This window comes from Streptomyces sp. PCS3-D2, assembly GCF_000612545.2.
In the GTDB taxonomy this organism is placed as follows: Bacteria; Actinomycetota; Actinomycetes; order Streptomycetales; family Streptomycetaceae; genus Streptomyces.
Window position 1 is genome coordinate 6,321,076 of record NZ_CP097800.1, and the last position, 23,435, is coordinate 6,344,510.

The following is a 23,435-nucleotide window of genomic DNA, read 5'->3' on the forward strand; positions in this document are numbered from 1 at the left end:
GGTCTCGGCCAGCCTTACGCGATCACACGGCGCCGTGGGGCGGATTCGTCATTCGGACCCGGACTTCATGGAGTCGGTCGGCCCGGTGACGTCGGGCCCCTGCGCGCGGACCCGGCCGACCTGGTCGAGGGAGTCGCGCAGCTCCGTCAGCCAGCTGTCGGTGTTGCGCCCGACGAGGCGGACGCACCAGGCCAGCGCGTCGGCCCGGCTGCGGGCCACGCCGCCGGCGACCAGGGTGTCGAGGACCTGGCGCTCGGACTGGCGCAGCCGGGTCATGACGGGCACGGCGAGGTGGGTGAAGAGGGTCGTCTCGTCACCCACCCGGACGCCCCAGGCGACCTTGCGGCGGTAGAGCTCCTCGGCCTCGCGGGCCACTTCCATGCGCTGTTCGCGGGTGCGTTCGCGGAACTCCCGGACCGACTCGGCCGCCGGTATGACGCCGACGACCGTGATCTCCTCACGGTCGGCGGTGACCGGGTCGAGGGACTCGTAGACGTCCACCGGCAGGCGCTCGGCGAACCACGCGCGGAGCTGTTCGCTCTGTTCGGCAGTAATCATGTAATCAACGTTGCATCCGCTGTGCCCTTGATCACAAGGGCACAGCGTTCGCTCTCAGCCCACCCGGCCCGTCTCAGCCCATCGAGCGGTAGCGGTGGATCAGAGAGACCGCCATGGCCCCCTCGCCCACACCCGAAGCCACCCGCTTGACCGAATGGGCGCGGACGTCGCCCGCAGCGAAGACCCCGGGCACGCTCGTCTCCAGCGGGTAGGGCGCACGTTCCAGGCTCCATTCGGCCGGGAGCTCGCCGCCGTTCGCGATCAGGTCCGAACCGGTCAGGACGAAGCCGTACTCGTCCCGCTCGACCACGCCGGCGAGCCAGTCGGTGTGCGGGCGGGCCCCGATGAAGGTGAACATGAAGCGCGCCGGGACCTCGGTGTCCCGGCCGGTCTCCGCGTCGTGGAGGGTCAGCCGCTCCAGGTGCTCCTCGCCGTCCAGCCGGACGACCGTGGTACGCACCCTGACCTCGATGTTCGGGGTGCGTTCGATCTCGTCGACCAGGTAGCGGGACATGCTCGCGTCCAAGGAGGACGCGCGGACCAGGATCGTCACCCGGGCGGCGTACTTGGCGAAGTGCACGGCGGCCTGCCCCGCCGAGTTGGCCCCACCGACGATGAACACGTGCTGCGAGATGCAGGCCGAGCTCTCCGTGGTCGCCGCGCCGTAGTAGAGGCCGGCCCCTTCGAAGCGCTCGGCTCCGGGGGCGTCGAGGCGGTTGTACGAGACCCCGGTCGCGAGCAGGACCGTCTCGGCGGAGATCTCCGTGCCGTCGGCGAGGGTGAGGATCTTCGCCGGGTCGTCGCGGGTCAGCGAGACCACCTCCACCGGGTGCAGGATCTCGGCGCCGAACCGGGAGGCCTGGATGGTCGCCCGACGGGTCAGGTCGCCGCCCGAGAGGCCCGAGGGGAAGCCCAGGTAGTTCTCGATCAGGCTGGAGGTGCCGGCCTGGCCGCCCGGGGCACGGGAGTCCAGCATCAGCGTGGACAGGCCCTCGGAGGCCGCGTAGACACCGGCCGCCAGGCCCGCCGGGCCCGCGCCGACGATGACGCACTCGTAGTGCGGGCGCGAGGCGGTGGTGGCCAGTCCGAGGTGCCGGGCGAGCTGCGTGTCGGTCGGTGCCGTGAGCACCGCGCCGTCCGGGAAGCGGACCAGCGGCAGGGCGCCGTCCGGCTGGGCGGCGATCAGGGTCAGCGCCTCGGGGTCCCGTTCGACGTTGAGGAAGCGGAACGGCTGGCCGTTGCGGGTGAAGAAGTCCCGTACGGCGTGGGTGCCCGGGGAGACCAGGTGACCGGCGACGATGATCCCGTCGTAGGCCGGACGGTAGGTCGCCAGCCAGTCCGAGAGCAGGTCGTCCAGGACGGGGAAGAGCCGCTCGTGCGGCGGGTCCCACGGCTTGAGCAGGTAGTAGTCCAGCCGGACCCGGTTGATCGCGGTGATCGCCGCGTCGGTCTCGGCGTACGCGGTCAGCAGCACCCGGCGGGCGTCGGGGAAGCGGCTGACCGCCTCCAGCAGGAACTCGACGCCGGTCACGTCCGGCATGCGCTGGTCCACGAGGAACAGCGCCGGGTCATGGCCCCGCTCGTCGAGGGAGTCGAGGATCTTCAGGGCGTCGGCGGCCGAGGAGGCGCCGAGCACCCGGTAGCGGTCGCCGTAGGCGCTGCGCAGGTCGCGGCGTACGGCGCGCAGCACCTGCGGGTCGTCGTCGACCGCCAGTATCACCGGCTTACGGCTCTCCGCGCGCTCGGCGGTGGCGGCCGGCGACGGGGCGGGCGCGGGGGAGCTCTCCCGGGCCGCACTCATGCCGGGTCCAGCATCAGCTGGTCGGCGTAGCACCAGGCCCAGTCCTCGTTCGGCTCGTGGGAGGCCGCGATCGGGTGCTCGGTGGTCCGGTAGTGCCGGGTGGCGTGACGGTTCTTCGACGAGTCGCAGCACCCGACGTGTCCGCAGCTCAGGCACAGCCTCAGGTGCACCCACGTGTCGCCGGCGAGGAGGCACTCCTCACAGCCCACCGCGGTGGGCTTCACCGGACGTATCTGATCGATGTGTGTGCACAACAGGTCCATGGTCATCGTCGCCGTCCCTCTCCTGGTGCTCATGCTCGTTACAGCAACACGGCCCGCGCGCCCGCCATTCACGGCGCGTCCAGACCTTAGGGCGGGCCCGGCGGAATGGTTCACCGATTCGGCCGAAGTCACGTAGTCCTGCGGCTACTTCATGACGTCGGCGGACGACTTCCTGAGGTGCCCCGGCCGGCTGTACCGCTACCTCACGAAGTCGCATGCCAGCGCTTTGACGAAGGCTCGGGGCCCGGCCAGTGTGGGGGACGCCAACGACAACAGGCGGCGCCTGGAGGAATACGTGAGCAGAAAGATTCTGGTCATTGTCTCCGAACACGGTTACTGGGCCGAAGAACTGATAGGACCCATCTCGAAGTTCGATGAGCGGGGCTACGAGGTCATATTCGCCACGCCGACCGGGAAGCGTGCGCACGCTCTTCCGCCGAGCCTCGACGCGAACTACGTCGACCCCCCGCTCGGACGCTCGGTGACCACCGAGGAGAACGCCCGGCTGGGGCGGGAGTTCGAGCGGTCGAGCCGACTGGACTCCCCCCTCGACATCGAGGCCTGGGTGCCCGAGCGCCCGTACACGAGTGATACGGCCTACCTGCCCAAGCTGGAGCAGTACCACCGTGACCTCGATAAACTCGACGCCGACATCGCCGGATACGACGCGATCCTCATCGTCGGGGGCAGCGGACCGATCGCCGACCTCGCCAACAACGAGCGCGTGCACGCCCTGATCCTGGCCTTCCGGAAGGCCGGCAAGGTCGTGGCCGCCGAGTGCTACGGAGTCGCCTGCCTGGCCTTCGCCCGGGACTGGGACGACCGCAAGAGCATCATCTGGGGCAAGCACGTGACCGGCCACTGCAAGGAGTACGACTACAAGGACGGCACCGGGTTCCTCGGTACCGACTTCAACATGGGGCCGCCGCCGTACCCGCTGGAGTACATCCTGCGCGACGCGACGGGACCGCGCGGCGCGTACCACGGGAACTTCGGCAAGCCGGTCTCGGTGATCGTGGACTTCCCCTTCGTCACCGGACGTTCCACCCCCGATTCCTATCTGACGGGGCAGAAGATCGTGGAGGTCCTGGAGGACGGGCTCACCCGATACGGCTGGTAATCCCGGCAACCGCAGGGAATTCGGATGGTCGAGGGGGAATTCATGGAAGCCACTCCCGGACGGGAAAGGCTGATCGAGCAGTTCAAGGCCGACGGCCTGAAGGTGATGTTCGGAAATCCGGGGACGGTGGAACAGGGATTCCTCGACGCGGTGGACGCGGCGGACGACTTCCGCTACGTCCTCGCCCTCCAGGAGACCGTGGCCGCCGGCATCGCCGACGGGTACGCCCGCGCGACCGGCGGCGCGGCCCTGCTCCAGCTGCACTCCGGGGTGGGCCTCGGCAACGGCATCGGGATGCTCTACCAGTCGCTGCGCGGCCACACCCCGCTCGTCGTCGTCGCCGGCGACGCCGGGGTGCGCTACGACGCCATGGACGCGCAGATGGCGTCCGACCTGGTGGCGATGGCCAGGCCGGTGACCAAGTACGCGACCCGCGTCACCGATCCGCGCTCGGTGCTCCGCACCGTCCGGAGGGCCGTGAAGATCGCGCTCACCCCGCCCCGCGGGCCCGTGTTCGTGGCGCTGCCGATGGACGTGCTGGACGAGCTCAACTCCGAGCCCGTCCTGCCGGCCACGGTCCCGCTCACGGACGTGGCGCCCTCGCCGGCGTCGGTCGGCCGGGCGGCCGAGCTGCTCGCCTCCGCCGAGCGGCCGGTCGTGCTGGTCGGGGACGGGGTGGCGCTCTCCGGGGCGCAGCGCGAGCTCGCCGCCGTCGCCGAGCTGCTGGGCGCCGACGTGTACGAGGTCGACTCCTCCGAGGTGAACATCGCGGCCTCGCACCCGCTGCGGCGCGGCCAGACCGGGCACATGTTCGGCCCGCACAGCAAGGAGCTGGTCGCGGACGCCGACGGGGTGCTGATCGTCGGCACCTATGTCTTCCCGGAGGTGTTCCCCGAGCTGGAGAGCCCCTTCCGGGCCGGCGCGAAGGTCGTCCACATCGACCTCAACGCCTATGAGATCGCCAAGAACCACCCGGTCGACCTGGGCCTCGCCGCGGACCCCCGGCAGGCGCTGCGGGCGCTGGCCGGCGTACTGGAGCGGCAGCTGACGCCCCAGCGGCGGGCCGCCGCGGCCGCCCGGCTCGATGTACGGACCCGGGAACGGTCCCGGGGGGCGGGCGCGGCCACCCAGGACGACGGCACGCCGATGGCCGTCTTCCTGCGGACCCTGGCCGAGCGCACCGGCGGGGACCTGATCGTCTTCGACGAGGCGCTGACGACCTCGCCGCTCGTCACCCGCTACCTGCCGGCGGAACGCCCCGGTGACTACCACCTCACCCGGGGCGGATCGCTGGGCGTGGGCTTCCCGGGGGCCGTCGGCGCCAAGCTGGCCCGCCCGGACCGGCTCGTCGTGGGCTTCGCCGGCGACGGCGGTTCCATGTACACCTACCAGGCGCTGTGGACCGCGGCCCGGCACGGCATCGACGCCAAGTTCGTCGTCTGCAACAACCGCAAGTACCGGCTGCTGGACGACAACATCGCCCAGTACTGGCGGGAGCGGGACATCCCGGAGCACGGCTTCCCGAACTCCTTCGACCTCTCGCACCCCGAGATCGACTTCGCGGGGCTGGCGCGCTCGCTGGGCGCCGGCGGGATGCGGGTGGAGAAGCCGGACGAGGCGGTCGCCGCGGTGGGCCGGATGCTGTCCCACCCCGGACCGTTCCTCGTCGACGTGCAGATCTGACCGCGGAGCCCACCGCAGTCCGACCGACCCGACCAGTCATCCAGCACGGAAACGGAAGCAGGAGGAGACCGCATGCCCGCCGAGCGGCAGCTGACCGAGGACGCGATCCGCAGTTTCGCCGAGCACTGGTACGTGGCGCTGGACCAGCACGCGGCTCCGGCCGACGTGCTCGCCCTGATCACCGAGGACCTGGAGTTCAAGGTCCCCGAGGACACCTTCCTCGGACACGAGGGATTCGGCCGCTGGTACGAGGCCGTCACCCACCGCTTCTTCGACGAGGTGCACACGGTCACGAAGGTGGAACCGGTCATCGAGGGCGACCGGGCGGTGGTCCGGGTCCTCGTCAACTGGCAGGCCAAGATCTGGGACCCGCCGGCCGCCCGCAGCCAGTGGCTGGGCTTCGACGCCGACCAGACCTGGACCGTGGTCGCCGGCCCCGATGGACCGCTGATCAAGCAGTACACCGTCAACGACCTGGCTCCGATGCCCGGCTCCGGCTCCCTGTGACCGCGGTGAAGGAGGACCGACGATGACCGAAGTGACACCCGAGCGGGTCCGGGAGGCCTACGCCGCCCTCGGCTCCGGCGACCGGGAGCGGATCCTGCAGTACTACTCCGAGGACCTGCGCTGGCTGGTGCCGGGCAACCACCCCCTGGCCGGCTGGTACGAGAGCCTGGACGCCTTCCTGGAGCTGATGGGGCAGACCCACAAGCTCACGGGGGGCACCTTCCGGATGGACCTGGAGGCGGTGCTGGTCGGCCCGGACTGCTCGGCCGACGTGTGCCGCAACGTCGCCCTGCGGGCCGGCGCGGCCGAGGCGAGCGGGTCCCCGTACGAGCGGATGGACTACCCGGTCTTCCATTTCATGCGGTGGGCCGACGGCCGGATCGTCGAGGGCCGCGACGGGCTCTTCGGGGACTCGGCGACCGCCTTCAGCCAGTTCTGGGCGCCGTTCGCGCCGGACGGAACCCGCAGAGACCGATAGGGGGATGAGCGCGATGGACGCACGACAGATCCTGCAGAAGTACTACGAGTACGCCAATGCCGGGGACTGGGACCGCTGGTGCGACCTGTTCGCCGACGACCAGGTCATGGACGAGCAGCTCGCCGGCCACATCGAGGGCCTGGAGGTGCTCCGCTCGATGATGAAGGGCATGGGGACGATGTACCGGGTGTTCCGCAACGAGCCCGTGCACTTCCTCGTCGACGGCGAGAAGGCCGCGGCCGTCTCCCACCTGACCGCGGTCAGCGCCTCCGGAGAGCCCATCGAGGCCGAGGTCATGAACTTCTTCCGGATCGTGGACGGAAAGATCGCCTACATGGCGAACTACCACGACACGGTTCCCTTCCAGGCCCTGAGCCAGGACTGAGGCGGGAGGCGTGAGCGTGGAAGAGTACGACTACGTCGTCGTGGGATCGGGCACCGCGGGCAGCGTGCTGGCCAACCGGCTCTCCGAGGACCCGGACGTCTCCGTCCTCGTCCTGGAGGCGGGCGGCTCCCGGATCCCGCCCGAGGTCGACGACCCGTCCTCCTGGTACAAGCTCCTCGGCGGGCCCGTGGACTGGGGCTACACCAGCACGCCGCAGCCCGGGCTCGACGGCCGCCGTACCTACGAGCCGCGCGGCAAGGCCCCCGGCGGCAGCAGCAACCTCTACATCATGATGCACATCCGCGGCCACGCCTCGGACTTCGACAACTGGGCCTACCAGGGTGCGGCCGGCTGGGCCCACGAGGACGTGCTGCCGTACTTCGCCCTGCTGGAGGGCCAGGAGGACGCCACCGCCGCGACCACCGGGACCCGCGGCCCGCAGCGGATCACCAACGCCGGGCTGCACGGCCCCAACCCGGTCTCCCGCGCCTTCATCGACGCGGCCGTCGAGCTCGGCCACGAGGAGATCGCCGACTTCAACACCGACGGGCCCCGGCGCGGGCTCTTCGGCACCGGCTGGCACCACATCGACGTGGCCGACGGGCGCCGCCAGGGCACCCTGGCGGCCTATCTGGAGCCCGCCCTCGACCGGCCGAACCTGACCCTGCGCACCAACGCGCAGAGCACCCGGCTCCTCGTCGACGGCGACACCTGCACGGGCGTCGAGTACGTGCAGCTCCAGGCGCCCGCGGAGTTCCCCGGTCGGACCGTCCGGGACGGCCACAGCAGTCCCGCCGCGCCCGGGCCGCACACCGTACGGGCCCGGCGCGAGGTGGTCGTGGCCGCCGGGGCGATCGAGTCGCCGAAGCTGCTGCTGCTCTCCGGCATCGGCCACCCCGAGCAGCTGCGCGAGCACGGCATCGAGGTCACCGCGGCCCTGCCCGGGGTCGGCGAGAACTTCCACAACCACGTCCTGACCGGTCTGATGGCCGAGGTCACCCAGGAACTCCCGCCGCCGGCGCAGAACCTGTCGGAGAGCGCTCTGTTCCTGTCCTCGCAGCCGGGACTGCCCGCCCCCGACCTGCAGATCGCCTTCGTCCACGTGCCGTTCGACGTGATCGTCGGCAGGGACCACCCGAACACGGTGAGCATCCTGCCCGGGGTGGTGCGCCCGGTCTCGCGCGGCTGGATCAGGCTGGCGAGCGCCGACCCACTGGCCCACCCGCTGATCAACCCGAACTACCTGGGCGACCGGTGGGACCTGGAGCGCATGGTGCAGGGCGTCAAGATCGCCCGGGAGATCTTCGCGACCTCGGCCTTCTCGCCCTGGTACAAGCAGGAGCTGCAGCCCGGCCCCGGCCACGTCAGCGACGACGACCTGCGGACCTTCGTGAAGCAGAAGTCGGAGAGCTACCACCACCAGTCCGGCTCCTGCCGCATGGGCATCGACGACCTCGCCGTCGTCGATCCGCAGCTGCGGGTGCACGGCGTGCGCAACCTGCGCGTCGTGGACGCCAGCGTGATGCCCGCCGTCCCGTCGGGCAACTGCCACGCCGCCATCGCGATGATCGCCGAGCGCGCGGCGGACTTCCTGAGGGGGACCTCCCGTGCCTGATGCCGTCCTGCGCGAGGGTGCCCTGTCCGGGACCCGGATCGCGGTCCTGGTCGAGAGCGACTACTACGAGCCCGAGATCTTCTACTACCAGCACCGGTTCGCCGAGGAGGGCGCCGAGGTCGACTTCCTGACCCGGCTGTGGGGCAACGACTCCATCACCTTCATCGGGCACGAGTACCGGGCCCCGTTCACCGTCGACCGGTCCCTGGAGGGACTGAGCGACGAGGAGCTGCGCCGGTACGCGGCGGTCATCGTGCCCTCGGGCATGGTGGCCGACCGGCTGCGCTACACCGAGGACGTCGACGTCCTCGCCCCGGCGACCGAGCTGCTGCGCCGGGCGTTCGAGGAGCCGACGATCCTCAAGGGGATCATCTGCCACGGCATGTGGCTGGCTTCCTCCATCCCCGGGAAGATCCGCGGCCGCAAGGTGGTCTGCCACAACAACCTGATCGGCGACGTCCGCAACATGGGCGGGGAGTACGTCGATGAGGACGTCGTGGTCGACGGCGACCTGGTCACCGGCCGCACCGGGGCCCACCACCACCTGTTCGCCCGCCGGCTCATCGAGCTGATCGCGGCCGGCCGGGGCCGGGGGGCCGTCCCCCGGCCACCGCTGGGGGGTGCCTCCTGATGCCGGGGGCCGCGGACCGGCCGATGGTGTGGTCGCACGTGGGCCTGAACTGCGTGGACCAGAAGACCACCGAGGACTTCTACACCCGGTACTTCGGCTTCTCCCGGGCCCGGGTGGTCGACCTCGGGGAGTCGCAGATCGTGTTCCTGCGCAAGGGCGACGCGTACCTGGAGCTCTTCGCAGCGGATGCCGGGCCGGACCGCACGGCCCCGGGGGTCCCCCCGGCCGCAGCCGGCGGAGACGGGCCGCAGGCCCCGGGCCGGATGCGCCACCTGGCGTTCCAGACCGACAGCGTGGACGCGTTCCTGGCCGATCTGGGCGACGCGGCGGAAGTGACCCTGGGCCCGCTGGACTTCGACGACTTCATCTGCGGCTGGCGGACCGTGTGGGTCCGCGACCCCGACGGGGTGATCGTCGAAGTGAGCCAGGGATACGAGGACGACAGCACTCACGACAAGGACGGTGCATGACATGGCGGACGCCGTGAGCTTCTCCTTCTCCGACACCATCGCGGGCTACGTCGTCCGCTTCGACTCCGGTACGCGCGTGCTGCGGCTGAAGACCTCGGACGGCCGCGAGTGCGACGTCTCGCTGGCCGGCGGCCCCAGCGCCGAGCTGGTCCGCAACCTGGACGAGCCCTACATCGACGCCTCCGGGCACATCGACGAGATGCTCTCGCCGGGCCGGTTCCTCTTCGTCTACGGCGTCCACTACCCCGAGCACGGCGGCCGCTTCGACGCCAAGCGCCTGGTGTTCCTGGGCCGCAGCGCCGAGGACTACCGGTTCGAGGAGGGCAGCTGGTGGATCAAGCAGATCGAGTCGCTGGCCGACTTCTACCGGCGGGCGCAGTTCGGCGACGGACCGGTGGACTTCACCGACTACCGCACCGAGATCCGGCTCGGCGGTGACAAGACCGCCAGCCACGTCCAGGAGACCGACACGATCTCCCGGCTGGTGTACGGCATGGCCTCGGCCTACCTGCTGACCGGCAAGGACGAGTACCTGGAGGTCGCCGAGCGCGGCACCGAGTACCTGCGCAAGCACATGCGGGTCGTGGACAGCGAGGAGGACGTGGTCTTCTGGTACCACGGCATCAGCGTCGACGGGGACAGCGAGCGCAAGCTGTTCACCTCGGAGTTCTCCGACGACTACGACGCGATCCCGATGTACGAGCAGATCTACGCGTTGGCCGGCCCCATCCAGACCTACCGGGTCACCGGCGACGTCCGGATCAAGAACGACGCGGACGCCACGATCCGGCTGTTCGACAAGTTCTTCTTCGACCCGGAGCAGGGCGGCTACTACTCCCACATCGACCCGATCCTCTTCAGCGCGGACCACGAGTCCCTGGGCGAGAACGCCGAGCGCAAGAACTGGAACTCGGTCGGAGACCACGCCCCGGCCTACCTGATCAACCTGTACCTGGCGACGGGCGAGCAGAAGTACGCCGACTTCCTCGAGTACACCTTCGACACGATCGCGGACAAGTTCCCGGACTACAAGAACAGCCCCTTCGTCCAGGAGCGCTTCTTCCGCGACTGGTCCCACGACAAGGCGCACAGCTGGCAGCAGGACCGCGCGGTCGTCGGCCACAACCTGAAGATCGCCTGGAACCTGATGCGGATGAACTCGCTGAAGGCCAAGCCGGCCTACGAGGAGCTCGCCAGGAAGATCGGCGAGATCATGCCGGCCGTCGGCAGCGACGTGCAGCGCGGCGGCTGGTACGACGTCGTGGAGCGGGTGAAGGAGGGTGACCAGGAGACGTATCGTTTCGCCTGGCACGACCGCAAGGCCTGGTGGCAGCAGGAGCAGGCGATCCTCGCCTACCTCATCCTGAACGGCACGGTCGGTGGCGAGGCGAACCTGCGCGAGGCCCGGCAGGCCCAGGCCTTCTACAACACCTTCTTCCTCGACCACGACGAGGGCGCCGTCTATTTCAACGTGCTCGCCAGCGGCACGCCGTACCTGCTCGGCACCGAGCGGCTCAAGGGCAGCCACTCGATGTCCATGTACCACTCGGCGGAGCTCTGCTACCTCGCCGCCGTCTACAACAACCTGCTCGTCAACGGCCGGGAGATGGACTTCCACTTCCAGCCCGACCCGACCGGCCTGCCCGGCCGCGTCCTGCGCGTCTCGCCCGACCTGCTGCCCGCCGGCTCGGTGCGGATCGCGTCCGTGGAGATCGACGAGAAGCCCTACACCGACTTCGACGCGGAGGCGCTCACCGTGCGCCTCCCCGACGTCCAGAGCCGGGTCAAGGTCAAGGTCCGGCTGCGGCCGACGGCCGCGAAGTAGCGCTCAACGGGGGGCGCCCCAACCAGAGGGGAAGGCAATGACTCTCAACGTCAAGGAACGCCGGAACAAGACGGGCACCGTGCTCGTCGCCACCGGCGAGATCAACAGCGAGACCTCCGGCACGCTGCTGGAGTCCCTGCTGCCGCTGGTCCGCGAGGGCAAGCCGCTGCGGATCGACCTCACGGCGGTGACCTACGTCTCCAGCGCCGGCCTGCGCACCCTGCTCGTCGTCTACCGCGAGGCCCAGCACGCCGGCGTGGCCGTCACCCTCTACGGGGTGAGCGAGGAAGTCCGGTTCGTCATGTCGGCCACCGGCTTCCTCGACTTCTTCGAGACCGGCGAGGCCGCCGCGGCGGCCGCCAAGGCCAAGGCCGCGCGATGAGCGAGACCCGCTCCGAGCAGGTGCTGCGCGTCGACGCGTACCCGACCCACGAGGTGGGCGGGTACCGCGTCCGCGCGGGCAAACCGTTCCCCTTCGGGGCCAACGTGGTCCCCGGCGGGGTGAGCTTCTCCGTCTTCTCCGACCAGGCCACCTCCATGACCCTGGTCGTCTACAAGCGCGGAGAGCCCGAGCCGATGGCCGAACTGGAGTTCCCCGAGGAATTCCGCACCGGCAGCGTGTTCGCCATGACCGTCTTCGGCCTCGACCACGAGAACATCGAGTACGGGTACCGGGCCGACGGCCCCTACGACCCGGTCACCGGCCACCGCTTCGACGCCCGCCAGGTCCTCTCCGACCCCTACGCCCGGCTGATCGCGGGCCGTGACGTGTGGGGCGTGGAGCCGGACCGCAGCCGTGGCTACCAGTACCGCTCCCGCGTCTGCCTCCAGGACTTCGACTGGGGCGACGACACCCCGCTGGGCATCCCCGCCGAGGACCTGGTCGTCTACGAGGCCCACGTCCGCGGCTTCACCCGGCACCCCAACTCGGGGGTCACCGCGCCGGGTACGTTCGCGGGGCTGCGCGAGAAGATCCCGTACCTGAAGGAACTCGGGGTCAACTGCATCGAGCTGTTGCCGGTGTTCGAGTTCGACGAGAGCGACAATCCGCGCTCCAACCCGGAGACGGGCGAGAAGCTCTTCGACTACTGGGGCTACAACACCGTCTCCTTCTTCGCGCCCAAGGCCGGATACGCGGCCACCGGACGCTACGGGATGCAGGGCGACGAGTTCCGCACGCTGATCAAGGACCTGCACGCGGCCGGTATCGAGGTCATCCTCGACGTCGTCTTCAACCACACCGCCGAGGGCAACGAGCAAGGGCCGACGATCTCCTTCAAGGGGCTCGACAACGCCACCTACTACATGCTCACGCCCGAGGGGTACTACTTCAACTTCAGCGGCACCGGCAACACGGTCAACTGCAACCACCCCGTCGTGCGCAACTTCGTCCTCGACTGCCTGCGCCACTGGGTAGCCGACTACCACATCGACGGATTCCGCTTCGACCTCGCCGCCATCCTGGGCCGGTCCCTGGACGGCACCCCGCTGCCCAACCCGCCGCTCCTGGAGCTGCTCGCCTACGACCCGGTGCTCCGGCACACCAAGCTCATCGCCGAGGCCTGGGACGCCGGCGGCCTCTACGAGGTCGGCAACTTCCCGGCGTACGGCCGCTGGGCGGAGTGGAACGGCAAGTACCGCGACACCGTGCGCCGCTTCCTCAAGGGCGACCCCGGGGTCACCGGCGAACTGGCCACCCGCATCGCCGGCTCACCCGACCTCTACTCCAGCCGCGGCACCGCCGCCTCCGTCAACTTCCTGACCGCACACGACGGCTTCTCCCTCGCCGACCTGGTCTCCTACAACGACAAGCACAACGAGGCCAACGGCGAGGGCAACAACGACGGCGCCAACGACAACAACAGCTGGAACTGCGGCGCCGAGGGCCCCACCGACGACCCGCAGATCAACGCCCTGCGCACCCGGCAGATGAAGAACGCCCTCGCCATCCTCCTCACCAGCCAGGGCATCCCGATGCTGCTCTCCGGCGACGAGGTCGGCAGGACCCAGCAGGGCAACAACAACACCTACTGCCAGGACAACGAACTGTCCTGGTTCGACTGGGACCAGGTCGACGACAACGCCGAACTGCTCCGCTTCACCCGCGAGATGATCGCCTTCCGCAAGCGCCACCGCGAGCTCCGCTCCACCTGCCACCCCACCGGACGGGTCCGGGACACCCTCGGCCTGCCGGACATCAGCTGGCACGGCGAGCGGGCCTGGCAGCCCGACTGGTCGGCGGACAGCCGGCTGGTGGCGGTCGCCCGCTGCGGCGCCGGCGACGACGACGTGGTCTACGTGGCCATGAACTCGCACTGGGAGCCGCACGACCTGGAGCTGCCCGCCCTGCCCGGCGGACGCAGCTGGCACCTGTTCGCCGACACCGGGGCCGAAGCACCGCACGACATCCGCACCCCCGGGACCGAGCCGGAGCTGGACAACGCCGGCAAGTACCTGATCGGCCCGCGGTCGGTGGTGATCCTGGTGGGCCGTACGAACGACCCCGACGAATCCGACACGCCCTGACCGAAGGAGACCAGACATGCCGCTTTCCGTGTCCCTGAGCATCGAGGGCGACACCACCGTGATCGAACTGTCGGGCGAGCTGGACGCCAAGACCGCGCCGGACTTCCACCGGACGATCGAGAAGGCCGCCGGACACGGCACCACCACGGTCGAGATCAGGATGGCCGGCGTCGGCTACATGGCCAGCGCCGGACTGCGCTCCCTGGTCTTCGCCCAGCAGAAGGTCGCCGACGACGTCACCATCAAGGTGGTCGGTGCCATCGAGCCCGTCTCCCGGACCATCCGGACGGCAGGCCTCGACCGCAGCATCGTCCTCTCCGATGAGTGACGACCGTGAGTGACATGGTCGAGCTGGCGAGGACGCCCGCGGTCCTGGAAGTGCCCGCGACGGTGGGGGCACTGGGCGACGTCGCCGCGTTCGTCCTGCGGCTGGCCGGCCGGGCCGGGCTCGGCAAACGAGCCTCCTACCGGCTCCGGCTGGCCGTCGACGAACTGGCCACGAACATCGTGATGCACGGGTACCGGGGCGGCGACGGACGGATCACCGTCCGCGGCCGCTCCGGTCCGGGCGGGGTGCAGATCACCCTTGAGGACTGCGCCCCGGCCTTCGATCCCGTCGAAGGCCGTCTGCCGCCGTGCCCCGGGGTACCCCCGCAGGACCGGCGGATCGGCGGCCTCGGCATCCACCTCGCCCTGACCAGCGTGGACGAGTTCGCCTACACCTACCGGGACGGCCGCAACATCAGCACGCTGACTGTGAAGGCTGAGGGGACGCATCCATGCCCTCCACGACCGTGATCATCCTCGACGCGCACCCGGCACCGCCGCCCGAACTGCTCGACGCCCTGCGGACGATGGACGCCCGCCTCGTCACCCGCACGCTGACGGAGCTGCGCGAAGGCCCGCTGGAGCTGCTGCCCGTCGCGGACGTGCTGCTCGCCCCGGCGGAGTCCGACGGGGACGCCGTACGGATGGCCGTACGCCGGCTGCGCCGCTGGGCCGGGGCTCCCATCGTGGTCGTCTGGACCGTGACGGAGTTCGCCGCCCTGGAGGAGCACGTCCGGATCGGGCACGACTACCTCGTACCACCCTTCCTGCCCGCCCTCGTCGGGGCCCGGCTGCACAGCTGCTCGGAGCGCGCCGGACTCGGCCGCACCCTGCGCGAGGCCGACGCCCGCGCCGAACTCATGGGCTACGAGAAGGAACTGGAGATCGGCCGGGAGATCCAGGCAGGATTCCTGCCCGAATCCCTGCCCGTCCCCGACGGCTGGGAGATCGACGTCCGCTTCCGGCCCGCCCGGCAGGTCGCCGGGGACTTCTACGACGTCTTCGAGATCTCCCGCGGCCGCCGGCTGGCCTTCGTCGTCGCCGACGTCTGCGACAAGGGGGTCGGAGCCGCGCTCTTCATGGCGCTCATCCGCTCCCTGCTCCGCCACACCGCGCAGAACAGCGGACTCCAGCACCTGGTCGCCGCGGGCCGGGCCGGCGGCAGCCGGCGGATCCCGGTCGTCGGCGCCACACCACTGCTCAACGCGGTCACGGCCACCAACGGCTACCTCACCAGCAACCACCTGAGGCAGGGCTACTTCGCGACCCTGTTCTTCGGAGTGCTGGACCCGCTCACCGGAAGCCTCGTCTACATCAACGGCGGCCACAACCCGCCCCTGCTGCGGCCCGCGGACGGCAGCCCGCCCGCCGCCCTGGACATCACCGGGCCGGCCGTCGGGGTCCTGCCCGACTGCGTCTACACGCTCGGCTACGCCCAGTTGGATCCGGGCGACACCCTGTTCGTGTTCACCGACGGAGTGCCCGAGGCCCGCTGCCCGAACGGCAGCTTCCTCGGCGACGAACGCATGCTGCAACTGCTCGCCGGGCCACTGGCGAGCGGCAAGGACCTCGTCGACCGGATGGACCTGGCGGTGCGCGAGCACACCGGCACCGCCGAGCAGCACGACGATGTCACCATGCTCGCCCTGCACCGGCCGCGTACGGCGCGGGGGCCGTACGCGGACGGGCCCGGGCATCGGGTGGTGGCCTAGAGATGGCCCGCACGATCGTGGTGCACTCGCATCGCGGCGGCACCGGGAAGTCCTCGGTCCTGGCCAACCTCGCGCTGCTCCTCGCGGCCGGGGGACGCCGGGTGGGGGTGGTGGACACCGACATCCAGTCACCCACTCTGGACCTGCTGTTCCGGCTCGGCCCCGGACCCTCCCTGGCCGACTACCTCCTCGGCCGCTGCGAGATCGAGGCCGCCGCCCAACCGGCCGGCGTGCCAGGGTTGTACGTCGTACCGGCCCGGACCGGGACGGCGGCCCTGCGGGAACTCATGGCCGGCGGCTACGACGTGGGCCTGCTGCCGGAGGGCTTCGACCGGCTGGCCGAGCACTACGCGCTGGACGTGCTGCTGCTCGACACCCACGCCGGGCTCAACAACGAGTCGGTGACGGCGATGGCGAGCGCCGACGTGTTGATCATCATGGCGCGGGCCGACCGGATCGACCTCTCCGGGGTCGAGGAGACCATCGCCCTCGCCGGGCGCCTGGCCTGCCGCAGGGCCCTGGTGCTGAGCATGGCACCCGCCGGCATCGACCGGGACTCCGCCCGGCGGCGCTCCGAGGAGGTCTACGGTGCGCCCGTGGCCGGGATTCTTCCCTATTCGCCGGAAATGGCCTCCCTGTACGGGGAGCGCATATTCGCAGAAGCCCACCCCGACCACCCCCTGGTCGGTGAATTCCGCACCATCATCTCGGCGTTGGACGCACGTGACGAAGTATCGCGGGCCTGACGTCGCCCCCTTACGCCCCCTGCGGGGGGCGTGTTGAATCGGCAGCGAATCCAGAACAAGGAGAGAATCATGAAGATTCTCGTCGTCATGACGGCCAAGGCGACCCTGCACCTGCTGGACGGCGAACAGCATCCCTCGGGATTCTGGGCAGAGGAATTTGTCGTTCCCTTTTCACTCTTCAAGGCGGCCGGCCACGACGTGGACGTGGCGACGATCGGGGGTCGCGCTCCTACGGTCGACCAGACGAGCATCGACCCGCAGTTCCTCCAGTGGGTCCGCCCCCAGGGTTCCCCCGACGAGGACGCGGCCAACGCCGCCGAGTACGTCCGCGTCATCGAGAACACCCCCCAGCTGCGAGCCCCGCTGGCGCTGGAGTCCCTCACCGAGAAGGACGTCGCCGACTACGACGGCGTCTACGTCAGCGGCGGCCACGGTGCGATCGGCGACCTGCCCAAGTCCGACGAACTCGCTCAGATCCTGCGCTGGGTCATCGCCCAGGACAAGCCCCTCGCGACCGTCTGCCACGGCCACACCTCGCTCCTCGCGCTGCGCGACGGCGAAGGCCGCTGGCCGTTCGAGGGCTACCGGATGACGGCCTTCTCGCACGACGAGGAACTCGTCACCAACATGGCCGGCCGGCTCCCGCTGATCCTGGAGGTCGAGCTGACCCGACTCGGCGCCCGCTACGAGAAGGCGGACGCGATCTGGGACTCGCACGTGGTCGTCGACCGCAAGCTGACGACCGGCCAGAACCCGTACTCCTCCAAGGCCCTCGCGGAGACGTTCTTAAGCCAGCTCGCGAAGGGCTAGGAGGTGTCCGGCGGATCAGGGCCGGGCCCGGATCCGCCGGACACACCCTCCCCCGCCCCGCATCCGACACCGGAAGGCAGCCATGACCAAGCGTGAGCTGAGCGGCCCGCCCCTCGCCAACCCCGGGAAGCTCTTCATCGGCGGCACGTGGGTACCGGCCCGGGACGGCCGGACCGAGCCGGACGTCAGCCCCGTCGACGGACAGGAGATCGTGCCCGTCGCGCAGGCCGCCGCGGCCGACGCCGACGCAGCCGTCGCCGCCGCCCGCACGGCGTACGAGGAAGGTCCGTGGAGCAGACTGTCCGCCCAGGAGCGGGCACTGCGGCTGAACCGGGTCGGTGAGCTCATCGAGCGCGACCTGGAGGAGATCGCCCTGCTGGAGACCATGGACATGGGCAAGCCGTTCGCCTTCTCCAGCACGGTCGACGCCCCCATGGCCGCCCAGCTCATGCACTACTACGCCGGGGCGGTGACCCGCGTCGACGGCTCCTCGCGCGCCCCGGCCGGCGGTCAGCTCGCCTACACGCTGCGCGAACCGCTCGGTGTGGTCTGCGCGATCACCCCGTTCAACTTTCCGCTGCTGCTGTCGATGACGAAGATCGCGCCGGCACTGGCGGCGGGCAACACGGTCGTCCACAAGCCCTCCCCGGCCACCCCCCTCACCGCGCTGAAGATCGCCGAGCTCTTCCAGGAGGCGGAGATCCCCGACGGGGTGCTGAACGTGGTCACCGGCCCCGGCGTGGAGCTGGGGGAGACGCTCACCGACCACCCCGGCATCGACAAGATCGCCTTCACCGGCTCGACCGTCGTCGGCCAGTCGATCATCCGCAGGGCGGCCGGCACCCTGAAGAAGGTCACGATGGAGCTCGGCGGCAAGTCCGCCAACATCGTCTTCGCCGACGCCGACCTCGACACCGCCGAGGAACTCGCCTTCTTCGGCATCTACTACAACAAGGGCGAGATCTGCACCGCCGGATCCCGGCTGCTGCTCCAGCGCCCCATCCACGACGAGCTGGTGGAACGCCTCGTGAGCCGGGCAGCCGCCCTCCGGCCCGGCGACCCCCGCGACCCGGCCACGCTCTTCGGCCCCCTCGCCCACCGCGGCCAGTTCGACAAGGTCAGCTCGTACATCGAGATCGGCGAGAAGGAGGGGGCGGTGCTGCGGACCGGCGGCACCGGGTGGACTCCCGAGGGCGCCTCCGCCGAGGGACTGTACTTCCTCCCGACCGTCTTCACCGGCGTCGACAACGGGATGCGCATCGCCCAGGAGGAGATCTTCGGCCCGGTCCTGTCGATCATCCCCTTCGACACGGAGGAGGACGCCGTGCGCATCGCCAACGACAGCGCGTACGGCCTGGCCGCCGGCGTCCACACCAAGGACCTGCGCCGCGCCCACCGCGTCGCCTCGCAGATCAAGGCCGGCACGGTCTGGGTCAACTGCTACAACCAGTACGACCCCGCGGTGCCCTACGGCGGCTACAAGGCCTCCGGCTTCGGGCGCGAGTGCGGACCCGAATCCCTGGAGAGCTACACCCAGACCAAGTCGGTCTGGATCGGCATGGACTGAGAAGGCCCGACCGGACACGGACAGCACCCCTTCCCGAGGAGCGTCAATGCGGACAGGCATCATCGGCACCGGGCGGATCGGCACGGTCCTCGCGAGGATCCTCGTGGCGGCGGGCCACCACGTGGTCCTCGCCAACGCCCGTGGCCCGCAGACCCTCGGCCCGCTCGTGGCCGAGCTGGGACCGGCGGCCTCGGCGGCGCACCCCGCCGAGGCCGCCGCCCAGGCCGAACTCCTGGTGCTGATGGTGCCCTTCGAGCGGGTCCGGGGATTGCTCCCGCCGCACGTCGTGCAGGACAAGGTGCTGGTGGACGCGACGAACGCGTTCGGCGGCCCCGGCGCGCCCGCCGACCTCGGTGGGCGCGGCTCCAGCGACCTGGTCGCCGAGTGGTACCCGGCGGCCCAGGTCGTGAAATCGCTGAACACCATGCATTTCGAAACCCTCGCCGTCGCGGGAACCGCACCCGGAGAGCGCCTGGCGCATTTCACCGCCGGCGACGACAAGAAGGCGAAGGAAATCGTCGCGGGAATCATCACGGATCTCGGATTCGCGCCCGTCGACACCGGTCCGCTGCACTCCGGGGGAATTCTCCAGCAGCCCGGCGGGCCCCTCTTCAACCGGCCGCTCACGGAAGCGCAGGCGCTGGCATGGACATCACACTGAACGTGAACGGAAGACCCGAGCAGTTCTCGGCGCAGCCGAACGAACTGCTCGTGGAAAGGCTCCGCGACGGCCTCGGCCTGACCGGCACCAAGGTCGGCTGCGACACCGGCCAGTGCGGCTCCTGCGTGGTCCGCCTCGACGGCCGGTCCGTCAAGAGCTGCCTGGTCCTCACCGCCTCCGCCGCCGGCGGCGAGGTCGCCACCATCGAAGGCGTCACCGCCCGGGGCGGGGAACTGTCCGGACTGCAGGAGGCCCTGCGCCAGGAGCACGGCACCCAGTGCGGCTTCTGCACCCCCGGAATGGTCATGGCGCTCGGCGAGCTCGTGGACGCCACCGCCGACGGCCCGGCCCCCACCGAGCCCGAGATCCGCGAGTGGCTCACCGGCAACCTGTGCCGCTGCACCGGCTACCACAGCGTCGTACGAGGGGTGCAGCGCGCCTGCGCCGCCTCCCGCGACGAGGTGCCCGCCGGCTCCGCCGCATCCACCGCAGCCGTACCGGAGGTGTGAGGGACATGACCACAGTGACGGGGGACGCCCCGGCCGGCCGGGGTGGAGTGCTCGGGCAGCCGCTGGACAGCCGCGAGGATCCGCAGCTACTGCGCGGCGAAGCCACGTACGTCGCGGACATCGACCTGCCGGGCACCGCGCACATGGCCATCCTGGGCAGTCCGGTGGCGCACGCGAAGATCCTCTCCATCGAGACCAAGGCGGCCGAGCAGCTGCCCGGCGTGCTGAAGGTGGCCACCGCGGCCGACTTCACCGACGTCATGCCGCTGCCCTGCATCTGGATCCCCGGCGGGGTCGAGAGCCACTTCCCGCCGCACCCCTACGGACTCCCCGGCGCCCGCCCGGTCCTGACCGGCGACACCGTCCGCCACGTGGGAGATCCCGTCGCCGTGGTCGTCGCCGAGACTCCGCGGCAGGCCGCCGCGGCGCTGGCCGCCATCCACGTCGAGTACGAGCCGCTGCCCGTCGTCACCCGTGCCGACGAGGCCCTGGCCGACGGCGCGCCCCAGCTCCACGAGGCCGTCCCGGGCAACCTCAACGCCTACTGGACCTGCGGCGACAAGGACCGCACCGACGCGGCCATCGCCGCCGCCGAGGTCACCGTCGAACTCGACCTGGTCAACCAGCGCACCATCAACAGTCCGATCGAGCCGCGCGGCGCGGTCGGCGACTACGACCCGGCCACCGGCGAGTACACCCTCTACGCCTCCACCCAGGGCCCGCACAACCACCGCTTCCTGCTCGCCGCCCTGGTCCTCGGCATCCCCTTCAACAAACTCCGGGTGATCGCCCCGACCGTCGGCGGCAGCTTCGGCACCAAGGGGTACCTCTACCCCGACATGCCCCTGGTGCTGCTGCTCTCCAAGGCGCTCGGCCGCCCCGTGAAATGGGTGGACACCCGCACCGGCCTGATGAGCTCCACCGTCCAGGGCCGCGACCACCGCCAGCACGTCACCCTCGCCGGCACCCGCGACGGCCGCATCACCGCCGTGCGCTGCACCAGCTACGCCAACCTCGGCGCGTACCCCTCGACGATCGGCCCCGGCGTCGCCACCGCCCTGATGGGCCGTTCCATCAGCGGGATGTACGACATCGGCGCCGCCTTCTGCGAGGTGTACGCCGCCTTCACCAACACCGTCTCCCTCGGCGCCCAGCGCGGCAGCGGACGCGCCGAGGCCGCCTTCCTCATGGAGCGGCTCGTCGACCGGTACGCCGACGAGATCGGCATGGACCCGGCGGCGGTGCGGCGCAAGAACCTGGTGCCGGAGGAGAAGTTCCCGTACGACAACGGCCTCGGCTGGACCTACGACTCCGGGAACTACCGGCTCAACTTCGACAAGGCCATCGAGCTGTCCGGATACGGCGACATGCCCGCCCGCAGGGCCGAGGCCCGTACCCGCGGCAAGCGCCTCGGCGTCGGCATCGCCACCTACGTCGCGATCTGCGGCGTCGGCCCCTCCACGCGAATGTCGCAGGAGGGCATGCTCGGCGGCACCTGGGAGAGCGCCAACATCCGCATCCACCCCACCGGCGAGGTCACCGTCACCGTCGGTTCGGCCTCCACCGGCCAGAGCCACGGGACGATTTTCGCCCAGGTCGCCGCCGACGAGCTCGGCATCGACCCCGCGACCGTCCAGGTCCACGAGGGCGACACGCAGAAGGCCCCGTACGGCCAGGGCACCTACGGCTCCCGCTCCTACAGCATGGCCGCGCCCGCGGTGGTCCTCACCGCCCGCAAGCTCAAGGCCAAACTGGTCCGGGCCGGCGCCGTCTTCCTGGGCGTGCCCGAGGACAAGGTCGTATACGAGGGCGGCGCGATCCACGAGGAGGGCAACCCGGAGAACACCAAGACCTTCGCCGAACTCGCGATGGCCATGTGGTACGGCTGGGGCCTGCCCCCGGAGATCGAGCCGGCCCTGGACGAGACCACCCACTTCGACCCGCCGGACTTCAACTACCCCTTCGGCACGCACGTCGCCGTCGTCGAGATCGACGAACTGACCGGTGAGACCGAGGTGGTCGCCTACACCGCCGTCGACGACGCCGGCAACATCGGCAACCCGAAGATCGTCCAGGGGCAGATCGAGGGCAGCATCGTCCACGGTCTCGGCCAGGCCCTCATGGAAGCCGCCGAATACGACGAGAACGGCCGGCTGATCAGCTCGGACCTCGGCCACTACGCCCTCCCGCGCGCGGCCGACGCGCCGTTCTTCGCGCTCGACAAGACCGTCACGCCCAGCCCGCACAACCCGCTCGGTGCCAAGGGCGCGGGGGAGATCGCCACCGTCCCGCCGGCGGCCGCCGTCGTCAACGCCGTCGTCGACGCCCTCCGCGACCTGGGCGTCCGCCACATCGACATGCCACTCACCCCCGAGAAGGTCTGGCGCCACCTGAGAGGGGAATCCCAGTGATCCTCACCGAGTTCGACTACGCCCGCCCCAACGGCCTCGACGAGGCACTGGCCCTGCTGTCCGACGCCCGGGGCGCCCGGGTCCTGGCCGGCGGCCAGAGCCTGCTGCCCGACCTGCGCGCCGGAGCCGACAGCGCCCGCCTGCTCGTCGACATCCGGCAGCTGGCCGAGCTGCGCGGCACCGCCCGCACCTCCGACGGACGGCAGCTGCGCATCGGGGCCCTCACCACGCTCGCCGACCTCGCCGCCGATGCGCTGGTCCTCGCCGAAGCACCGGAACTGGCCGCCGCGGCCCGTTCCAACGGCGACCCCCAGGTCCGCAACCTCGGCACCGTCGGCGGCAACCTCGTCGCCGCCGGGCGGTCCACCGACCTGCCGGTCGCCGCCATCGCCGCCGACGCCGTCGTCGAACTGGCCGGCCCCGGCGGGCGCACCACCGTCCCGGCCGAGGAATTCGCCGCCGGTACCGCGCCCGCCGGCCAGATCCTCACCGCACTGCTGGTGCCCGCAGCCGGCCCGGCCGCCGCCTTCGAGAAGTCCGCCGACCGGGCCACCCGCTACCCGGTCTGCGCCACGGCCGCACGGATCACCCCCGACGGGCCCCGCATCGCCGTCACCGCGGCCACCCCCCGGCCCCAGCGCCTGCGCGGGGTCGAAGACCGGCTGCGCGGGGGCCCGTACAGCACCGAAGCCGTCCTCGCCGCCTTCCGCGCCGAACCCCGGGAGCTGTTCGTCCCCGGGCGCGGCACCTCGGCCGAATACCTCGGCCACCTCGCGGGGGTCCTCACCGCCCGCGCGCTGCAGAGGGCCGAGCGGGCCCGCACCTGACCG

Annotated in this window: 24 protein-coding genes; 21 read left to right on the top strand and 3 right to left on the bottom strand. The window is 70.7% G+C overall.

What is annotated here, in order from left to right:
- Positions 1-48: 48 nt before the first annotated feature.
- The 3 genes from AW27_RS28335 to AW27_RS28345 all read right to left on the bottom strand — a co-directional run bounded on the left by AW27_RS28335 (position 49) and on the right by AW27_RS28345 (position 2,655).
- Entirely contained in the window at positions 49-558 is a 510-nt protein-coding gene (locus tag AW27_RS28335) for a hypothetical protein (protein ID WP_037926181.1), read from the bottom strand.
- A 73-nt stretch (positions 559-631) separates the two neighbouring features.
- Positions 632-2,359 (bottom strand): FAD-dependent oxidoreductase, encoded by a 1,728-nt coding sequence (locus tag AW27_RS28340; RefSeq protein WP_052031159.1) that lies wholly within the window; start codon positions 2,357-2,359, stop codon positions 632-634.
- Entirely contained in the window at positions 2,356-2,655 is a 300-nt protein-coding gene (locus tag AW27_RS28345; protein WP_370466598.1) for a UBP-type zinc finger domain-containing protein, read from the bottom strand. The genes AW27_RS28340 and AW27_RS28345 overlap by 4 nt, the downstream gene beginning before the upstream one ends.
- A gap of 262 nt (positions 2,656-2,917) precedes the next feature.
- Between AW27_RS28345 and AW27_RS28350 the strand changes: the two genes are divergently transcribed.
- The 21 genes from AW27_RS28350 (at position 2,918) to AW27_RS28450 (ending at position 23,432) form a co-directional block, all read left to right on the top strand.
- A complete protein-coding gene (locus tag AW27_RS28350) occupies positions 2,918-3,742 on the top strand; it encodes a type 1 glutamine amidotransferase domain-containing protein (RefSeq protein WP_037926515.1) in 825 nt (274 codons plus the stop codon).
- A 42-nt stretch (positions 3,743-3,784) separates the two neighbouring features.
- Entirely contained in the window at positions 3,785-5,425 is a 1,641-nt protein-coding gene (locus tag AW27_RS28355) for a thiamine pyrophosphate-binding protein (protein WP_037926518.1), read from the top strand.
- Positions 5,426-5,497: 72 nt separating this feature from the next.
- Positions 5,498-5,932, top strand: coding sequence for a nuclear transport factor 2 family protein (locus AW27_RS28360; protein ID WP_037926183.1), 435 nt, complete (start codon positions 5,498-5,500; stop codon positions 5,930-5,932).
- A gap of 22 nt (positions 5,933-5,954) precedes the next feature.
- Entirely contained in the window at positions 5,955-6,410 is a 456-nt protein-coding gene (locus AW27_RS28365) for a nuclear transport factor 2 family protein (protein ID WP_037926185.1), read from the top strand.
- A 13-nt stretch (positions 6,411-6,423) separates the two neighbouring features.
- Positions 6,424-6,795, top strand: coding sequence for a nuclear transport factor 2 family protein (locus AW27_RS28370; protein WP_037926187.1), 372 nt, complete (start codon positions 6,424-6,426; stop codon positions 6,793-6,795).
- A 10-nt stretch (positions 6,796-6,805) separates the two neighbouring features.
- Positions 6,806-8,410: a GMC family oxidoreductase gene (locus tag AW27_RS28375; RefSeq protein WP_037926189.1), complete on the top strand. Its 1,605-nt coding sequence runs from the start codon at positions 6,806-6,808 to the stop codon at positions 8,408-8,410.
- Entirely contained in the window at positions 8,403-9,041 is a 639-nt protein-coding gene (locus tag AW27_RS28380) for a DJ-1/PfpI family protein (protein ID WP_078556877.1), read from the top strand. The genes AW27_RS28375 and AW27_RS28380 overlap by 8 nt, the downstream gene beginning before the upstream one ends.
- Positions 9,041-9,511, top strand: coding sequence for a VOC family protein (locus tag AW27_RS28385; protein WP_078556879.1), 471 nt, complete (start codon positions 9,041-9,043; stop codon positions 9,509-9,511). The genes AW27_RS28380 and AW27_RS28385 overlap by 1 nt, the downstream gene beginning before the upstream one ends.
- A gap of 1 nt (position 9,512) precedes the next feature.
- Positions 9,513-11,336: an AGE family epimerase/isomerase gene (locus tag AW27_RS28390; RefSeq protein WP_037926192.1), complete on the top strand. Its 1,824-nt coding sequence runs from the start codon at positions 9,513-9,515 to the stop codon at positions 11,334-11,336.
- Between the two features lie 37 nt (positions 11,337-11,373).
- Complete coding sequence (locus AW27_RS28395; RefSeq protein WP_037926195.1) at positions 11,374-11,718, top strand: STAS domain-containing protein; 345 nt, start codon at positions 11,374-11,376, stop codon at positions 11,716-11,718.
- Positions 11,715-13,862 carry a glycogen debranching protein GlgX gene (glgX, locus tag AW27_RS28400; RefSeq protein ID WP_236647781.1) on the top strand — a complete coding sequence of 716 codons (2,148 nt, stop codon included), beginning with the start codon at positions 11,715-11,717 and terminating at the stop codon, positions 13,860-13,862. Before AW27_RS28395 ends, glgX begins: the two co-directional genes overlap by 4 nt.
- 16 nt (positions 13,863-13,878) lie before the next feature.
- Positions 13,879-14,190 (top strand): STAS domain-containing protein, encoded by a 312-nt coding sequence (locus AW27_RS28405; RefSeq protein ID WP_030964503.1) that lies wholly within the window; start codon positions 13,879-13,881, stop codon positions 14,188-14,190.
- 14 nt (positions 14,191-14,204) lie between these two features.
- Complete coding sequence (locus AW27_RS28410) at positions 14,205-14,660, top strand: ATP-binding protein (protein ID WP_037926199.1); 456 nt, start codon at positions 14,205-14,207, stop codon at positions 14,658-14,660.
- Positions 14,642-15,901, top strand: coding sequence for a PP2C family protein-serine/threonine phosphatase (locus AW27_RS28415; protein WP_052031160.1), 1,260 nt, complete (start codon positions 14,642-14,644; stop codon positions 15,899-15,901). Before AW27_RS28410 ends, AW27_RS28415 begins: the two co-directional genes overlap by 19 nt.
- Before the next feature lie 2 nt (positions 15,902-15,903).
- Positions 15,904-16,647, top strand: a complete 744-nt coding sequence (locus AW27_RS28420; RefSeq protein WP_037926202.1) for a MinD/ParA family ATP-binding protein — start codon at positions 15,904-15,906, stop codon at positions 16,645-16,647.
- A gap of 69 nt (positions 16,648-16,716) precedes the next feature.
- Complete coding sequence (locus tag AW27_RS28425) at positions 16,717-17,457, top strand: type 1 glutamine amidotransferase domain-containing protein (protein ID WP_052031161.1); 741 nt, start codon at positions 16,717-16,719, stop codon at positions 17,455-17,457.
- A gap of 82 nt (positions 17,458-17,539) precedes the next feature.
- Positions 17,540-19,024 carry an aldehyde dehydrogenase family protein gene (locus AW27_RS28430; protein ID WP_037926205.1) on the top strand — a complete coding sequence of 495 codons (1,485 nt, stop codon included), beginning with the start codon at positions 17,540-17,542 and terminating at the stop codon, positions 19,022-19,024.
- Between the two features lie 46 nt (positions 19,025-19,070).
- Complete coding sequence (locus AW27_RS28435) at positions 19,071-19,685, top strand: NADPH-dependent F420 reductase (protein WP_037926207.1); 615 nt, start codon at positions 19,071-19,073, stop codon at positions 19,683-19,685.
- Positions 19,670-20,194 (top strand): (2Fe-2S)-binding protein, encoded by a 525-nt coding sequence (locus tag AW27_RS28440; protein WP_037926209.1) that lies wholly within the window; start codon positions 19,670-19,672, stop codon positions 20,192-20,194. The genes AW27_RS28435 and AW27_RS28440 overlap by 16 nt, the downstream gene beginning before the upstream one ends.
- A 5-nt stretch (positions 20,195-20,199) precedes the next feature.
- Positions 20,200-22,605 carry a xanthine dehydrogenase family protein molybdopterin-binding subunit gene (locus tag AW27_RS28445; RefSeq protein ID WP_052031162.1) on the top strand — a complete coding sequence of 802 codons (2,406 nt, stop codon included), beginning with the start codon at positions 20,200-20,202 and terminating at the stop codon, positions 22,603-22,605.
- Positions 22,602-23,432 (top strand): FAD binding domain-containing protein, encoded by an 831-nt coding sequence (locus tag AW27_RS28450; RefSeq protein ID WP_052031163.1) that lies wholly within the window; start codon positions 22,602-22,604, stop codon positions 23,430-23,432. The genes AW27_RS28445 and AW27_RS28450 overlap by 4 nt, the downstream gene beginning before the upstream one ends.
- Positions 23,433-23,435: the final 3 nt, after the last annotated feature.

Excerpts from the sequence above, each read along its gene's own strand:
- AW27_RS28335 (WP_037926181.1), bottom strand. The coding sequence starts at position 558 with ATGATTACTGCCGAACAGAGCGAACAGCTCCGCGCGTGGTTCGCCGAG.
- AW27_RS28340 (WP_052031159.1), bottom strand. The coding sequence starts at position 2,359 with ATGAGTGCGGCCCGGGAGAGCTCCCCCGCGCCCGCCCCGTCGCCGGCC.
- AW27_RS28345 (WP_370466598.1), bottom strand. The coding sequence starts at position 2,655 with ATGAGCACCAGGAGAGGGACGGCGACGATGACCATGGACCTGTTGTGC.
- AW27_RS28355 (WP_037926518.1), top strand. The coding sequence starts at position 3,785 with ATGGAAGCCACTCCCGGACGGGAAAGGCTGATCGAGCAGTTCAAGGCC.
- AW27_RS28360 (WP_037926183.1), top strand. The coding sequence starts at position 5,498 with ATGCCCGCCGAGCGGCAGCTGACCGAGGACGCGATCCGCAGTTTCGCC.
- AW27_RS28365 (WP_037926185.1), top strand. The coding sequence starts at position 5,955 with ATGACCGAAGTGACACCCGAGCGGGTCCGGGAGGCCTACGCCGCCCTC.
- AW27_RS28370 (WP_037926187.1), top strand. The coding sequence starts at position 6,424 with ATGGACGCACGACAGATCCTGCAGAAGTACTACGAGTACGCCAATGCC.
- AW27_RS28385 (WP_078556879.1), top strand. The coding sequence starts at position 9,041 with ATGCCGGGGGCCGCGGACCGGCCGATGGTGTGGTCGCACGTGGGCCTG.
- AW27_RS28390 (WP_037926192.1), top strand. The coding sequence starts at position 9,513 with ATGGCGGACGCCGTGAGCTTCTCCTTCTCCGACACCATCGCGGGCTAC.
- AW27_RS28395 (WP_037926195.1), top strand. The coding sequence starts at position 11,374 with ATGACTCTCAACGTCAAGGAACGCCGGAACAAGACGGGCACCGTGCTC.
- glgX (WP_236647781.1), top strand. The coding sequence starts at position 11,715 with ATGAGCGAGACCCGCTCCGAGCAGGTGCTGCGCGTCGACGCGTACCCG.
- AW27_RS28405 (WP_030964503.1), top strand. The coding sequence starts at position 13,879 with ATGCCGCTTTCCGTGTCCCTGAGCATCGAGGGCGACACCACCGTGATC.
- AW27_RS28410 (WP_037926199.1), top strand. The coding sequence starts at position 14,205 with ATGGTCGAGCTGGCGAGGACGCCCGCGGTCCTGGAAGTGCCCGCGACG.
- AW27_RS28415 (WP_052031160.1), top strand. The coding sequence starts at position 14,642 with ATGCCCTCCACGACCGTGATCATCCTCGACGCGCACCCGGCACCGCCG.
- AW27_RS28420 (WP_037926202.1), top strand. The coding sequence starts at position 15,904 with ATGGCCCGCACGATCGTGGTGCACTCGCATCGCGGCGGCACCGGGAAG.
- AW27_RS28425 (WP_052031161.1), top strand. The coding sequence starts at position 16,717 with ATGAAGATTCTCGTCGTCATGACGGCCAAGGCGACCCTGCACCTGCTG.
- AW27_RS28430 (WP_037926205.1), top strand. The coding sequence starts at position 17,540 with ATGACCAAGCGTGAGCTGAGCGGCCCGCCCCTCGCCAACCCCGGGAAG.
- AW27_RS28435 (WP_037926207.1), top strand. The coding sequence starts at position 19,071 with ATGCGGACAGGCATCATCGGCACCGGGCGGATCGGCACGGTCCTCGCG.
- AW27_RS28440 (WP_037926209.1), top strand. The coding sequence starts at position 19,670 with ATGGACATCACACTGAACGTGAACGGAAGACCCGAGCAGTTCTCGGCG.
- AW27_RS28445 (WP_052031162.1), top strand. The coding sequence starts at position 20,200 with ATGACCACAGTGACGGGGGACGCCCCGGCCGGCCGGGGTGGAGTGCTC.